Annotated in this window: 14 protein-coding genes; 8 read left to right on the top strand and 6 right to left on the bottom strand. The window is 67.2% G+C overall.

What is annotated here, in order from left to right:
- Positions 1–99: 99 nt before the first annotated feature.
- A complete protein-coding gene (gene metE, locus C8C93_RS06230) occupies positions 100–2481 on the top strand; it encodes a 5-methyltetrahydropteroyltriglutamate--homocysteine S-methyltransferase (RefSeq protein WP_121506272.1) in 2382 nt (793 codons plus the stop codon).
- A 12-nt stretch (positions 2482–2493) separates the two neighbouring features.
- Here metE and C8C93_RS06225 read toward each other — a convergent pair whose 3' ends face one another.
- The gene (locus C8C93_RS06225; RefSeq protein ID WP_121506271.1) at positions 2494–3447 is read right to left on the bottom strand and encodes a ketopantoate reductase family protein; all 954 of its coding nucleotides are present in this window, start codon (positions 3445–3447) and stop codon (positions 2494–2496) included.
- 149 nt (positions 3448–3596) lie between these two features.
- Here C8C93_RS06225 and C8C93_RS06220 point away from each other — a divergent pair, with 149 nt between their 5' ends.
- The 7 genes from C8C93_RS06220 to C8C93_RS06190 all read left to right on the top strand — a co-directional run bounded on the left by C8C93_RS06220 (position 3597) and on the right by C8C93_RS06190 (position 10356).
- The gene (locus tag C8C93_RS06220) at positions 3597–3938 is read left to right on the top strand and encodes a hypothetical protein (RefSeq protein WP_121506270.1); all 342 of its coding nucleotides are present in this window, start codon (positions 3597–3599) and stop codon (positions 3936–3938) included.
- A gap of 6 nt (positions 3939–3944) precedes the next feature.
- The gene (locus C8C93_RS06215; RefSeq protein ID WP_121506269.1) at positions 3945–4586 is read left to right on the top strand and encodes a zeta toxin family protein; all 642 of its coding nucleotides are present in this window, start codon (positions 3945–3947) and stop codon (positions 4584–4586) included.
- A gap of 215 nt (positions 4587–4801) precedes the next feature.
- A complete protein-coding gene (locus C8C93_RS06210; RefSeq protein WP_121420256.1) occupies positions 4802–5314 on the top strand; it encodes a MarR family winged helix-turn-helix transcriptional regulator in 513 nt (170 codons plus the stop codon).
- Positions 5315–5377: 63 nt separating this feature from the next.
- Complete coding sequence (locus tag C8C93_RS06205; protein WP_233559244.1) at positions 5378–6832, top strand: efflux transporter outer membrane subunit; 1455 nt, start codon at positions 5378–5380, stop codon at positions 6830–6832.
- A 184-nt stretch (positions 6833–7016) separates the two neighbouring features.
- Positions 7017–8342 (top strand): HlyD family efflux transporter periplasmic adaptor subunit, encoded by a 1326-nt coding sequence (locus C8C93_RS06200; protein ID WP_121506268.1) that lies wholly within the window; start codon positions 7017–7019, stop codon positions 8340–8342.
- A 15-nt stretch (positions 8343–8357) separates the two neighbouring features.
- Positions 8358–9986, top strand: coding sequence for a DHA2 family efflux MFS transporter permease subunit (locus C8C93_RS06195; protein WP_305000486.1), 1629 nt, complete (start codon positions 8358–8360; stop codon positions 9984–9986).
- 211 nt (positions 9987–10197) lie between these two features.
- Positions 10198–10356: a DUF3309 family protein gene (locus C8C93_RS06190; RefSeq protein ID WP_007856361.1), complete on the top strand. Its 159-nt coding sequence runs from the start codon at positions 10198–10200 to the stop codon at positions 10354–10356.
- Positions 10357–10495: 139 nt separating this feature from the next.
- Here C8C93_RS06190 and C8C93_RS06185 read toward each other — a convergent pair whose 3' ends face one another.
- The 5 genes from C8C93_RS06185 to C8C93_RS06165 form a co-directional block, all read right to left on the bottom strand.
- On the bottom strand, positions 10496–11074 hold the full coding sequence (locus C8C93_RS06185; protein WP_121506267.1) for a hypothetical protein: 579 nt from the start codon (positions 11072–11074) through the stop codon (positions 10496–10498).
- Positions 11075–11203: 129 nt separating this feature from the next.
- On the bottom strand, positions 11204–11581 hold the full coding sequence (locus tag C8C93_RS06180) for a PH domain-containing protein (RefSeq protein WP_121506266.1): 378 nt from the start codon (positions 11579–11581) through the stop codon (positions 11204–11206).
- Positions 11582–11629: 48 nt separating this feature from the next.
- Positions 11630–12082, bottom strand: a complete 453-nt coding sequence (locus C8C93_RS06175) for a YiiD C-terminal domain-containing protein (RefSeq protein ID WP_055397783.1) — start codon at positions 12080–12082, stop codon at positions 11630–11632.
- 49 nt (positions 12083–12131) lie between these two features.
- Positions 12132–12923 carry an expansin EXLX1 family cellulose-binding protein gene (locus C8C93_RS25605; RefSeq protein WP_121506265.1) on the bottom strand — a complete coding sequence of 264 codons (792 nt, stop codon included), beginning with the start codon at positions 12921–12923 and terminating at the stop codon, positions 12132–12134.
- Between the two features lie 5 nt (positions 12924–12928).
- Positions 12929–13498 carry an NUDIX hydrolase gene (locus C8C93_RS06165; RefSeq protein ID WP_121506264.1) on the bottom strand — a complete coding sequence of 190 codons (570 nt, stop codon included), beginning with the start codon at positions 13496–13498 and terminating at the stop codon, positions 12929–12931.
- Between the last annotated feature and the right edge of the window lie 154 nt (positions 13499–13652).

Here is a 13652-nt window from a genome sequence, read left to right as displayed (position 1 = left end):
TCAAGTTGAACTACCAAAACTTTCGTTTGAATAATAAACGAGCCCGCGCGACCATCGGTGCCTTCATTGCATTGCTCCATTCAGAAGAAGGAAATCACCATGTCGCTCGCCGCTCCAACCACCCGCCGCCCCGTGCTCACGCACACCCTGGGCTTTCCGCGCATGGGGGCGCAGCGCGCGCTGAAGTTCGCGCTCGAATCCTTCTGGCGCAGCGACAGCACCGAGGCTGAATTGCAGGCCACCGCTGCCCAGCTGCGCCAGCAACACTGGCAGGCGCAGGCCGATGCGGGCCTGGGATTTGTGACCGTGGGCGACTTTGCTCTGTACGACCATGTGGCCAACCACATCCAACTGCTGGGCTGCGAGCCTGCGCGCTTTGGCTTTGATGCCCACACGCCCGAGCTGGCGCGCTACTTTGCAATGGCGCGGGGTGTGTCGGCGCACGCCTCAGACGACCACCAAGGCTGCAGCGCCGGTTGCACCGCAAAACACACCACCGCTGGCCAGCCCGCGCTGGAGATGACCAAGTGGTTCGACACCAACTACCACTACCTCGTGCCCGAGTTCAGCGCCCACACCCAGTTCCACCTGGCCAACGAGCGCCTGTTTGCCGAGGTGGCTGAGGCCCAGGCACTGGGCCACCGCGTCAAAGCCGTGCTGCTGGGGCCGCTGAGCTTTTTGTGGCTGGGCAAATCCAAAACGGCGGGCTTTGACCGATTCAGCCTGCTGACCCAACTGCTGCCCGTGTACGAGGCCGTGCTGGCACGCCTGAAGGCCCAGGGTGTGGAATGGGTGCAGATCGACGAACCCATTCTGGGCCTGGACCTGCCCGACACCTGGCGCCATGCGTTCGAGCCCAGCTACTGGCAACTGGCGCGCAGCGCGCCCAAGCTGCTGCTGGCCACTTACTTCTCGCCCCTGGCCGAGAACCTGCGCCTGGCCTGCCAACTGCCCGTGGCCGGCCTGCATGTAGACGCCGTGCGCGCGCCCGACGAGCTGGTGGGCGTGGCCGACTGGTTGCCTTCGCACAAAGTGCTGTCGGTGGGCATCGTGGACGGCCGCAACATCTGGCGCACCGACCTGGATGCGGCGCTGCAAAAGCTGCGGCCCGTGGCCGACAAGCACCAGGGCGAGCTGTGGCTGGCACCGTCGTGCTCGCTGCTGCATGTGCCGTTCAGCCTGCAGGCCGAGACGCAGCTGGATGGCGAGGTGAAGTCGTGGCTCGCGTTTGCGGTAGAAAAGCTCGATGAGCTGCGCGTGCTTGCCACCGCCTTGTCGCACGGCGAAGCGGCGGCAGACGACGAACTGCACGCCGCCCGCACGGCCCTTGCCGCGCGCCGCGCCAGCCCGCGTGTGCACCGCTCCACCGTGGCGGCCCGCATTGCCGCGGCGGCGCCAGGGGCCGACCAGCGCGCCAGCGCCTTCCCTGCCCGGCAAAAGGCCCAGCGCGCACGGCTGAAGCTGCCGCTGCTGCCCACCACCACCATCGGCTCGTTCCCGCAGACGGCGGAGATCCGCGCCGCACGCGCCGCCTTCAAGCGCGGGGCACTGGATGCGGCCCACTACCAACAGAAGATGGAAGCTGAAATTGCCCTGGCTTTGCGCAAGCAGGAAGCCTTGGGGCTGGACGTGCTGGTACACGGCGAAGCCGAACGCAACGACATGGTCGAATACTTCGGCGAGCAGCTCGACGGCTTTGCCTTCACCGCCAACGGCTGGGTGCAAAGCTACGGCTCGCGCTGCGTGAAGCCGCCCATCATCTACGGCGACGTGGCCCGCCCTGCGCCCATGACCGTGGCCTGGACCCAGTACGCGCAAAGCCTCACCGCCAAACCCATGAAAGGCATGCTCACCGGTCCCATCACCATCCTGCAATGGAGCTTTGTGCGCGACGACCAGCCCCGCGCCACCACGGCCGACCAGATCGCCTGGGCGATCCGCGACGAGGTGTGTGACCTGGAGGCCGCAGGCATCGCCATCATCCAGATCGACGAGCCCGCCATTCGCGAAGGGCTGCCGCTGCGCCGCGCGGGGTGGAAGAGCTATCTGGAGCGCGCCACGCGCGCCTTCCGCATCAGTGCCAGCGGCGTGCGCAACGATACGCAGATCCACACCCACATGTGCTACAGCGAGTTCAACGACATCCTGCCCGCCATCGCGGCCATGGACGCGGATGTGATCACGATTGAGACGAGCCGGTCGGACATGGAGCTGCTGCAGGGCTTTGGGGACTTCAAGTACCCCAACGAGATCGGCCCCGGCGTGTACGACATCCACTCGCCCCGCGTGCCCGGAGTGCAGGAGATGGCCGCACTGCTGGAAAAAGCCGCCGAGGTGGTGCCCGTGGAGCACCTGTGGGTGAACCCCGACTGCGGCCTCAAGACTCGGGGCTGGCCCGAGACCGAAGCCGCCCTGCGCCACATGGTGCAGGCCGCGCAGGAAGTGCGCGAGCGGTTGCTGGAAGAGGCGGCGCTGGCCTGACGGCCCCCCGGTTCAGCCAGCAGCGCGCTTCATCTCGGCCAGCTTCACCAGCACCTGCAGCGCGTGGTTCAGCGGCGTCGGCACGCCCAAAGCGGCGCCGCGCTTGACCACGTAGCCATTCAGGTGGTCGATCTCGGTGGGTTTGCCACGCGCCAGGTCCTGCGCGGTGGACGAGTACTGGCCCGGCATGGTGCTGGCAATGCCGCGCACCGCCGCCTGCACATCGCCCGGAATCGTCACCCCGTCAGCAGCCGCCACGGCCAGGCACTCGGCCACGATGTCGGCAATCACCTGCGTCACGCCGGGCACCTGCACCAGCGGACCATAGGGCTGCTGCGACAGTGCCGACAGCGCGTTGTAGGCGCTGTTGAGCACCAGCTTGGCCCAGAGCGCGCCGCGCACGTTGTCTGACACCTGGGTGGGAATGCCCGCCGCCGTGAACTGGCGGGCCACCTCGTCGCTGCGTGGCGAAGGTGCGATCACCAACTCGCCCCGGCCATGGTGTACGACGTGCCCGGGGCCGCCCATGGCAGTAGCCACATAGACCACAGCGGCTGCCACGGGGGTGCTGGCGTGCAGCACGGCGCGCACGCGCTCGTCGTTGTCCACGCCGTTCTGCAAGGTCAGCACCAGCGCGCCGGAGGCCAGGTGGGGGCGAATCTGCTGCGCCGCGTCTTCCGAGTCGGATGACTTCACGCAGAACAGCACCACGTCCGCGCCGTGCACGGCGCTGGCCTCGGTGCTGGCCGCCAGGGGCACTTGCACGTCCATTTCCGCCGTCTGCAGCCGCAGGCCGTTGTCGCGCACGGCCAGCACGTGGGCGGGCCGCCCGATGAGCGTGACGGCATGGCCCGCCCGGGCCAGCAAGGCGCCAAAGTAGCAGCCTACGGCGCCCGCGCCCATCACAGCAAAACGCAGCGGTGGGATGGCGGAAGGGGCGGATGCGAGCAAGGGAGATTCGGTCATAGGGCAGTCTGCAGGCTGAATCAGTGGGTGAATGAAGGTTTGAGCGCGCATGGTATCGCCCTATACCCTTACACGGAGAGAGTGAGGCCGGCAGAGCACTTTGCTTTCACGCCCTGATTGGCGCAAAATGCGCCAATCAGGAGATAGCCATGTCCGCCACTGCCTTTTCTTCCGTCAAGCTCCCCGCCCACCTGGTGGAGCAGGCCCGCCAGGCCGCGCAGCCCATGCGCCGCTCGGTGGCCAGCCAGATCGAATACTGGGCCACGCTGGGCCAGATCGTGGAACACACCGGCCTGAGCGTGCAGGAAGCACGCAGCGCCATCGAGCAGTACGAAGCCGCAGCTGCACGCACCGCCGCCCTGGCGGCCCCCACGTCGGTGGATGCCCTCACCGCCCGCCTGCTGGCAGCCCAAACGCGCGGCACGCTGGCGCAGCGGGTGCGTGAAGTGGTGCAGGAGAACCAGGCCAAAGCCGCCACCCCTGTCGCCTGACCTTGCATGGTGGCCCCCGCCCGGCAGCCCTTCTCACCGCCCCGCCACCAAACGCCACCCCGCTGGTTCCACCTGCTGGCAGGCCCGAACGGCGCGGGCAAATCCACGCTGTACCGCGCCCTGGTGCGCGAAGGCATCCTGGGTCCGCCGCTGGAGTTTGTGAACGCCGACCTGTATGAACAGGCGCACCTGCAGCACATTGCTGACCCCGAAGCCCGGTCCGAAGCCGCCCGCCAATGGGCCGATGACCGTCGTGCCACCCTGCTGCGCGAAGGCGCAGACTTCGCCAGCGAAACCGTGTTTTCGCACCCCTCCAAACTGGCGCTGATCGAAGAAGCCCAGCGCTGCGGCTACACCGTGGCCCTGTACATCGTGGCGCTGGACGACCCGGCCCGGCTGCTGGCCCGCGTGGCGCAGCGCGTGCGCGAAGGTGGGCACCCGGTGCCGCCCGAACGCATCCTGGCCCGCTACCCCCGCACCATGGACAACCTGGCCCTGGCCGTTCGGCAGGCCGATGTGTCCTATCTGTATGACGCTGCCGAGGCCACCGGCACCGGGCCGCAGTTGGTGGCCGTGTGCTTCCCCGCCCAGGTCACGCCCTTGGCCCAGCCGCTGCCCGCCTGGGCGCAGCGCCTGACCGGTCAATAGCCGATACGTCCACGCGCTGCACGGGCCTGCGCGGGCGGCCCACTCTCATCTGCTGTACCGTCGGCTCAATGCCAAATTGGTCCCCTGCACACGTCTGTATTCATCTATAGCTATCTCTTTGATAGCAATCATGACCCCGTAAAAACCCTGAGTACATCACGGGTATTATCTATTTGCCAAGACAATCATTGTCTAGTCAATTAAATTCACCCTCCATGACTTCCCACACCTCCTCGCCGTCGCAGCCCGGCCCGGGCTTCTACAGCCCCCACCAGCTTCAGCCTGAAAACAGCGTGGGCTACCTGATGCGCAAGGTGATGACGTCCATCCGCACCCAGGCCGATGCGCAGCTGTCCACCCACGACCTGACCTACGCCCAGTGGTTGCCGCTGTTCAAGATCTCGCGCTGCCCCACCACCACCGTGGCCAGCCTGGCGCGGGACCTGGAGACCGACCCGGCCTCCATGACCCGCGCGCTCGACCGCCTGGAGGCCAAGGGCCTGGTGGCGCGCGAGCGCTCCACCACCGACCGCCGCGTGGTGCAACTGGCGCTCACCCCCGAGGGCGACAAGGTAGCAGCCCAGGTGCCCCCGGTGCTGGCCGACGTGCTCAACGGCCACCTGAGCGACTTCACCCATGACGAATGGCAACTGCTGCTGCGCCTGCTGCGCCGCATGCTGGCCAATGGCGAAGCGCTGCGCCAGCAGCGCGGCGCAGACGCCGACTGAACACACAGACAGCCCACACCGTTTTCCTCCACACAACACCCCAAAACCATTCTGGAGAACCCCGTGAACACCCCATCCCCCCTGCCCTCCACCCGCTCGGCCCTGGCGGCCCATTTCGCGGTATCGGCCCTGGCGCTGGCCGCAGCCCTCCTGCTGGTGGGATGCGCCAGCCCCGGCACTGCCCACACGCCGCTGGCGCAAACCACCCCTTCGGCCGCGGGCCTGAACGCCGCAGCCACCGACACCGCCGCCCCCAGCCAGTGGTGGAAAGCGCTGGGTGACGAGCAGCTCAACACCCTGATCGACCAAGCCCTGCAAGGCAACCCCAGCCTGGCCGTCAGCCGCGCGCGGCTGGAGCAGGCCGTGGCGCTGAGCCAGGTGCGCGAAGCCGCCAACGGCCCGCAGGCCACCCTGGGCGTGGACGCCACCCGCCAGCGCTACACCGCCAACGGCCTGGTGCCCGCGCCGGTGGCAGGCAACACCTACAACAGCGGAACCGTGCAGGCCACGCTGAGCTGGTCGCCCGACTTCTTCGGCCAGCACGCTGCCGAGCTGCAGGCCGCCCTGGGCCAGGCGCGCGCCGCCCAGGCCGATGCGGCTGCCGCCGCCAACACCCTGGCTGCCCAGGTGGGCCGCAGCTATGTGGCGCTGGCCCGGCTGGTGGCACAGCGCGACGTGGCCACGCGCGCGCTGGCGCAGCGGGAAGAACAACGCAAGCTCACCCAGGAGCGCACCGCCGCAGGCCTGGACAGCCAGGTCGAGCTGACACAGGCCCAGGCCGCCGTGCCCGATGCCCGCACGCAGATCGAGGCGCTCGAAGAGCAGATCACCCTGGGCCGCCGCCAACTGGCCGTGCTGACCGGCCAGGCGCCCGACGCCCTGCCCCAGCTCACGCCCCGCCTTGCCGCCCTGCAGCCCATCGCCGTGCCCGAGGTGCTGGGCGCCGACCTGCTGGGCCGCCGCCCCGACGTGGTGGCCGCGCGCTGGCGCGTGGAGGCAGCGGCGCAAGGCGTGAACAGCGCGCGCAGCGAGTTCTATCCCAACATCAACATTGGCGCCTTCATTGGCCTGAACTCGCTGGGGCTGGACCGCTTGTTCAACGGCAGCTCGCGCCAGATGGGCGTGACTCCCGCGCTGCGCCTGCCGATCTTTGACGGCGGCCGCCTGCGCGCCCAGCTGGGCGGCCGCGCTGCCGAGCTGGACGCCGCCATCGCCCAGTACAACGCCGCCGTGCTGGATGCGGTCAAGGAAGCGGGCGACTCCGTGGCCTCCATCCAGTCGCTTACCCGCCAGCAGGCGCTGCAAGACGAAGCCGTGGCCAGCGCCGAAAAGGCCTACCGCTTTGCGCAGGAGCGCTACCGCGCAGGCCTGGGCAACTACCTGGTGGTGCTGAGCACCGAAAGCCAGGTGCTGGCCCAGCGCCGCCTGGCCGTGGACCTGCGTGCCCGCCAGCTCGACACACGCCTGGTGCTGATGAAGGCCCTGGGCGGCGGCTGGACAGATGACACGGCGGTATGAAACACCCCCTGAGCCGCTTCGCGTCTTCCCCCTCTCTCGCTTCGCGGGAGGGGAACGCACCCAGTGGCCTGGCAAAGCCAGTTCCACGGGTGCACTGGCCTCGGCCGCGCCCGTTGCGTGAGTAGCTGGCAAGGCCCGACCCGATCAAAAACACATAACAACACATTCCTGAAAGACCACCGCCATGACCGCTAACAGCGAACCCCTCACCGCCAACGAAGCCAACACCGCCCGCCGCCGGGGCCTCACGATCATTGCCGCCGCCGTTGCGCTGGTGGCCATTGGCTGGGGCGGCTGGCACTGGGCCAATGGCCGCCATGTGGAGACCACCGACAACGCCTATGTGGCGGGCAACGTGGTGCAGATCACGCCGCAGATCGGAGGCACCGTGGTGTCCATCGGCGCGGATGACACCGACTATGTGAAGGCCGGGCAACTGCTGGTCAAGCTGGACCCCGCCGACGCCCGCGTGGCGCTGGAGCAGGCCGAGGCCCAGCTGGCGCAGACCGTGCGCGAAGTGCGCACCCTGTACGCCAACAACGCCACCTTGAAGGCGCAGGTCAGCCTGCGCAGCGCCGACCTGGCCCGCGCCCAGGCCGATGCCGCCCGCATGCAGGATGACGTGAACCGCCGCGCACCGCTGATGGCCAGCGGCGCCGTGGGCAAGGAAGAGTTCCAGCACGCCACTGCCCAGCTGGCAGCCGCCAAGAGCACCGTGGCCGCCGCCCAGTCGGCCGTGCTGGCCGCGCAAGAGCAGCTGGCCGCCAGCCAGACGCAGACCGAAGGCACCTCCATCGAGCAGCACCCCAACGTTGCGCGTGCCTCGGCCCGCGTACGCGAGGCCTACCTGGCCGTGCAGCGCGCCCAGCTGGTCGCTCCGCTGGACGGCCACGTCGCAAAGCGCGGCGTGCAGGTGGGCCAGCGTGTGCAGGCCGGTGCCCCGCTGATGACGCTGGTGCCCCTGAACGACCTGTGGGTGGATGCCAACTTCAAGGAAAGCCAGCTCAAGACCCTGCGCATCGGCCAACCCGCCGAGCTGGAGGCCGACGTGTATGGCACCAAGGTCGTCTACCACGGCACCGTGACCGGCCTGGGCGCCGGCACCGGCGCCGCCTTTGCGCTGCTGCCCGCGCAGAACGCCACCGGCAACTGGATCAAGGTGGTACAGCGTGTGCCCGTGCGCATCGCGCTCGACCCCAAGGAAGTGGCGGAGCACCCGCTGCGCGTGGGCCTGTCGATGGAAGTCAAGGTGGACACCGCCGACCAGAGCGGCAAGACGCTGGCCGACACACAGCGCACCACGCCCGTGGCCGCCACCGCTGTTTTCGACGCGCAGTTCAAGGCCGCCGACGACGAAGTGGCCCACATCATCGCCGCCAACCTGGGCCGCAGCGGCAAGGCGGCCGTGGCCGTGGCATCGCCCAAGGTGGGCAAGGCGCCAGCGCAAAGCCAGCAGCAACACGCTTCGGCCCCGGTGGCCTCGGCAGTGCAGTCGCCTGTGGTGCAGTAAACGGGGTGGAAGCGCATGACCGCCGCCAACCCCACTGCAGACGCAGCCGATCAGGCGCCCGCGAAGGCGACGCCCGCAGCTATGCAACCACCGGCCCCCGCCGCCTATCCACCGCTGCAGGGCACCGCCCTGTTGCTGGGCACCCTTTCGCTGTCGCTGGCCACGTTCATGAACGTGCTGGACTCGTCCATCGCCAACGTCTCCATCCCTGCCATTGCCGGTGACCTGGGCGTGAGCCCCGGCCAGGGCACCTGGGTCATCACCAGCTTTGGTGTGGCCAATGCCATCTCGGTGCCGCTCACCGGCTGGCTCACGCAGCGCTTTGGCGCGGTGCGCCTGTTCACCATGAGCGTGATGCTGTTTGTGCTGACCTCCTGGCTGTGCGGCTTTGCCTCGTCGCTGGAAATGCTGGTGTTCTTCCGCGTGCTGCAGGGCCTGGTGGCCGGGCCGATGATCCCGCTCAGCCAGACGCTGCTGCTCGCCAGCTACCCCAAGGCCCTGGCGGGCACGGCCCTGGCGCTGTGGGGCGTGACCACGCTGGTCGCACCCGTGGTGGGGCCGCTGCTGGGCGGCTGGATCACCGACAACATCTCCTGGCCGTGGATCTTCTACATCAACGTGCCCGTGGGCCTGCTGGCCGGGCTGCTCACCTGGGGCATCTACCGCCAGCGCGAGACACCCATCCGCAAGCTGCCCATCGACACGGTGGGCCTCAGCCTGCTGGTGCTGTGGGTGGGCGCGCTGCAGCTCATGCTCGACAAGGGCAAGGAGCTGGACTGGTTCGCCTCGGGCGAGATCATCACCTTGGCCGTGGTCGCGGTGGTGGCGTTTGCGGTCTTCCTGGTGTGGGAGCTGACCGAGAAGCACCCGGTGGTGGACTTGAAGCTCTTCAAGGGCCGCAACTTCACCTTTGGTGCGCTGGCGCTGTCGGTGGCCTACGCCCTCTTCTTCGGCAACGTGGTGCTGCTGCCGCTGTGGCTGCAACAGTGGATGGGCTACACCGCCACCTCGGCCGGCATGGCGCTGGCGCCGGTGGGCATTTTTGCCATTTTGCTCACACCGCTGGTGGGCAAGAAGGTAGGCCAGTGGGACCCGCGCCGCATGGCCACAGGCGCGTTCATTGTGTTCAGCACGGTGCTGTGGATGCGTTCGCAGTTCACGGTGCAGACGGATTTCATCCACATCCTGATCCCCACCCTGCTGCAGGGGGCTGCCATGGCGTTCTTCTTTATCCCGCTGACCACGCTGACGCTGGCGGGGATCGCGCCTGACCGCATACCTGCAGCGGCCGGTTTGTCGAACTTCGTGCGCATCACCGCCGGTGCCATGGGCACGTCGATCGCCACCACGCTGTGGGAGAGCCGCGCCGCCATGCACCATGCGCACCTGACCGAAGGGCTGGTGCAGGGCCAGGGCGTATTTGCGCAAACGCTGGACAACCTCACCGCGTCCGGCCTCACGCAGATGCAGGCGCTGGCGCAGATCAACCGGCTCATCGACCAGCAGGCGTTCACACGCGCGGCCAACGACATCTTCTTGGGCTCCGCCGGGTTGTTCCTGCTGTTGATCGGTCTGATCTGGCTGACCCGCCGCCCCGCCAGAACGGGGGGCGCAGGCGCTGCAGATGCAGCCGGGGCGCACTAATTTGATAAAAATTGGCTGCTAGCGCTTATCCATAAAGCGCTAACAGCTATATTTTCAATAGCACTTTATTGTTTCCCATCAGCACGACCTCAGCCCTCCATCCCACACGGCGTGTCGGAAAACCCTGACCACCGTGCGGGCGTGGCACCTGCGGGTAGCGCGCTGGATGCACCCAACAATGCATTCACCGCAACCACAACAAGGAACCGCCATGTCACTCTCGCTGATTCTCCTGATCGTCCTGATCCTCATCCTGGTCGGCGCGCTGCCCACCTGGGGCCACAGCCGCTCATGGGGCTACGGACCCAGCGGCGGGATTGGCCTGGTGGTGCTGATCCTGGTGATCTTGCTGCTCATGGGTCGGATATAGACCTCCGACCGCACTGCGCACATGCCGCCAGCCCCTGAAAAGTGGGCAGCGGCCACCGCAAAAAGCACAACGGCCCGTCTCGGGCCGTTGTGCTTTTTTGTGAACGGAACCGCGTATCGCGCCCAGACGAAGCCGCCGCTTACGCCACCCCAGCCCGCTTGGCGCCCGTCGCGGCAAACGCGGTCGAAAACGCAGCAAACTCTTTGTCCGCCACACTGCCATCGGCATTGCCACTGCGATCCATCAACTGCATCACGGCCTGCGAGAAGTCGCTGCCCGCCTGGGCGCCCTTGGTCTTGGCCAGGCCCTTCAAGAATTCATCCTGCGTGATCGAGCCGTCCTTGTTCGCATCAAAGCCCGCCGTCAGTTGCGCCTTTTGCGCATCGTCGGCGCCAAAACGGGTCAGCAGTTCCTGAAAATCCTGAGTGGACACCGGGCGGCCCGACAACGCGGCCGACGCTGCATTGGCGGCCGAACCCGCGCTGCCGCGTGCCACCGCACCGAGGGTGTTCTCCAACTTGCCCTGCGACACCAGGATGCCCTTGCCTGCAAAGCCCGCCAGAGCCTCCGCCTGCGGGCTCAGGGTGAGCACGGCAGACGGCTCGGGTTCCACATCGGCCCCGCTGCGCCGCGACGCAGACGACTTGCCAGGGCCACCGGCGGTGGCGTTGAAAATCAAGGAGGCGACCGAAGCCAGGCCAGAGATAAGGGGGGACATCGCTGTGAACTCCTGTGTGACGAAAGCCCCGGTGCCTGTGTCAAAAGGACAGGCCACCGCTTCGCCCAGTGAGCTGAGGGTACGCGACCCCCATTGCTGCAATGCCCGGATGAAACTGGGTAAACCGCGTTACTTCAGCACGTAGCTGGCCAGCACCGACTGCACCTCATAGATGCTGAGCTTCTTGTTGAACTGCTTTTGAAACGGCGCTGCTGAGCCAGAGATCCAGATCTTGAGCTCTGCATCCAGATCGAACGTGCCACCGGTCTCGATGCTGAAGTGCGTGATGCTCTTGTACGGGAGGGAGTGGTATTCGACCTTGCTGCCCGTCATGCCCTGCTTGTCCACCAGCACCAACCGCTTGTTGGTAAACACAAAATAGTCGCGGATCAGCTGGTAGGCATGCTCCACCACCTCCCCCGGGGCCAGGATGCGGCTGAATTCCTCCTGAATCTTGGCAGCATCAATCTTGGATGCGTTACCCATCACGCCATCAAGCAGTCCCATGTTTTGTGCTCCGGTGAAGTCGTTGGATCGCGTGTTGTACCTCAACGGCTATGAATAGCCAGGCCCAAAGGCCACAAACTCCCCCACCAGCTGGCCCGCAGGCTGCCCCTGGTAGTGCAGCGCGGAAGCCTGCGCGATCCGCCCTAGCCCCTTGCGCTGCAGCATGCGGGTGAACGGCTGCCAGGTCTCTGGCGCAGGAGCCTGGGCCACGGCGGTGAAGGTGCCGTCGATGGGTGCCAGATAGTCCATGGTGTTGCGCTGAATCACCAGGCGGCTGCCCAGCCCCTCGGCCGACAGCCGCAGGTGCAACATCGACCACGCAGCCAGGATGGCCACGGCCGACGCGCTACCGCCAAACACCGTCTCGCGGTGGTTGATGTTGGGAGCCAGCGGCGCGCTCAGCACCACCTGGTGCGGCGATGCCTCGACCACGGTGACTTCCATGGCCTGGGACAAGGGGATGTGCTGGTGCAGATAGGACTGAAGTTCGAGAGGGTTCACGGCTTGGCGTCAGAGGGTCAGAGGGTCAGAGGGTGACGAAACAGGACGCTCACGGAAACTGCCCGGCCCCCGCGACCACAACTCCGTCAGAGGGCTCTGGCAGCGTGTCGATCAACGTGGCGCCGCCCAGAGCGGTGATGCGAACCTGCAGCGGGCCTGTGGCGATCGCGCTGGGGTGGACGAAGTAGTTGTAGTCGGTCCGCGCCACGGCAATCCAGTCTGCGCTGCCGCTGGGCTTGATCTCCAGCCCGGTGATGGGCAAGCGGTGGTTGCGCACCTGGATGGCCACCCACCAGCGGCTGCTGCCCTCCTTGTAGCGGTAGCTCACCGGGCCCGTCACATCCCCCGGCACCACATGCCAGCGGATGGGAACACGGCCTGCGACGGGGTCGGCAATGCGGGCGAATGCGGACTCGCTCAGGTCCAGGTCGCCCGTCTTGCACTCGGGGCACTGGTCGGTGATGCGCACGGTGACGGCCCCCTTGGGCCCGGTCACCGCCACGAACTGGCCGCAGACGGCACTGCCCGCGTAGTCAGGGCCGTTCATCGCCGCCACCAGGAGGTTGCCGGGGCTCGCGTCGAAAGTGCAGTTGCCCTCGCCCGTGGCGCCGTAGAACGTGCCTTCGCCGGTGTAGGTGGGCGACAGCGCACCGGGCACGGACGGTGCAGGGGATGCCCCCGGTGCGGGCGCCGGGGCCGGGGCCGGAGATGGCGCAACGGCACCTGCGGTGGGTCCGTCGGCCGAGCCGCCGCCACCACAGGCAGCCAGGGAGACCAGCAAAAGCAGTGCGGTGAGCCGGACCCAGCGGGTTGGATGGGCCTGAGAATTTTGGGGAGTCATCGTCGTCATCCTGTGGTGAGGGCAGTGTGTTGATGGGCACCAGCCGTTCCATCCGTTTTTTGCGGGGGAGTATCGCGGTGCACGATGTGCAGAACGCCTGCGGGCTCCTGCTTCAAAAAGTCGCCCAGGAATGCCCGCAGGAAGGCAGGCCGAATATCCAAGCCGGCCAGCTCGGCGGCAGAAAACCAAGCAAACACCAGCCTGCGAGCGCCCTCCACGCCGTCATAGGGGCCATCAGTCGCTGCCAACGGGCTGCCGGGCAGAGGGCTGGCGCGCAGATACAGCCCGATCTCGTGGTACGACACGCCCCCATAGGCAAAAAAATTCTCAGCCACCACGGCCAGGGAGCCCACGGCGATGCACGTGCCCCTGTCCGCGCCCAGCTCTTCTTGCAGCTCGCGCGCCAGGGCATCGCACGCGCTCTCGCCAGGCTCGATCGCGCCGCCGGGCAGAGCCCAGAAGCTGTCGCCGTCCAGCTGGTGCAGCAACACCCGTCCGCCGTGGGTGACGAGGGCTGCGGCGCGGTGGCGCACACACCAGGGTGGAGTGGATGGAGGCAGGCTTGGGTCAGGCATGGGAAATCAGCGTGGGGCGAAGGACAGCAGCGAGGCGATCCTATCCACTTGCGCCCGCTGGTCCACTCCCGCCGCCGATCAGCTTGAAAGCAATCGCAACAAGGCATGCCACGGTGAGTGGCGCTTCATGTTGCGCGTGCCCAGGGCACCACCA

This window comes from Acidovorax sp. 93, from assembly GCF_003633835.1.
GTDB lineage: Bacteria > Pseudomonadota > Gammaproteobacteria > Burkholderiales > Burkholderiaceae_C > Acidovorax > Acidovorax facilis.
Note: the sequence above shows the minus strand (reverse complement) of the source record. Positions and strands in the feature narration are given on the sequence as shown.

What these genes read in the sequence shown, in the direction of transcription:
- C8C93_RS06165 (WP_121506264.1), bottom strand. Translation starts at nt 13,498, where the DNA reads ATGCCTGACCCAAGCCTGCCTCCATCCACTCCACCCTGGTGTGTGCGC.
- C8C93_RS06220 (WP_121506270.1), top strand. Translation starts at nt 3,597, where the DNA reads ATGTCCGCCACTGCCTTTTCTTCCGTCAAGCTCCCCGCCCACCTGGTG.
- metE (WP_121506272.1), top strand. Translation starts at nt 100, where the DNA reads ATGTCGCTCGCCGCTCCAACCACCCGCCGCCCCGTGCTCACGCACACC.
- C8C93_RS06225 (WP_121506271.1), bottom strand. Translation starts at nt 3,447, where the DNA reads ATGACCGAATCTCCCTTGCTCGCATCCGCCCCTTCCGCCATCCCACCG.
- C8C93_RS25605 (WP_121506265.1), bottom strand. Translation starts at nt 12,923, where the DNA reads ATGACTCCCCAAAATTCTCAGGCCCATCCAACCCGCTGGGTCCGGCTC.
- C8C93_RS06210 (WP_121420256.1), top strand. Translation starts at nt 4,802, where the DNA reads ATGACTTCCCACACCTCCTCGCCGTCGCAGCCCGGCCCGGGCTTCTAC.
- C8C93_RS06215 (WP_121506269.1), top strand. Translation starts at nt 3,945, where the DNA reads ATGGTGGCCCCCGCCCGGCAGCCCTTCTCACCGCCCCGCCACCAAACG.
- C8C93_RS06180 (WP_121506266.1), bottom strand. Translation starts at nt 11,581, where the DNA reads ATGGGACTGCTTGATGGCGTGATGGGTAACGCATCCAAGATTGATGCT.
- C8C93_RS06200 (WP_121506268.1), top strand. Translation starts at nt 7,017, where the DNA reads ATGACCGCTAACAGCGAACCCCTCACCGCCAACGAAGCCAACACCGCC.
- C8C93_RS06185 (WP_121506267.1), bottom strand. Translation starts at nt 11,074, where the DNA reads ATGTCCCCCCTTATCTCTGGCCTGGCTTCGGTCGCCTCCTTGATTTTC.
- C8C93_RS06195 (WP_305000486.1), top strand. Translation starts at nt 8,358, where the DNA reads ATGACCGCCGCCAACCCCACTGCAGACGCAGCCGATCAGGCGCCCGCG.
- C8C93_RS06190 (WP_007856361.1), top strand. Translation starts at nt 10,198, where the DNA reads ATGTCACTCTCGCTGATTCTCCTGATCGTCCTGATCCTCATCCTGGTC.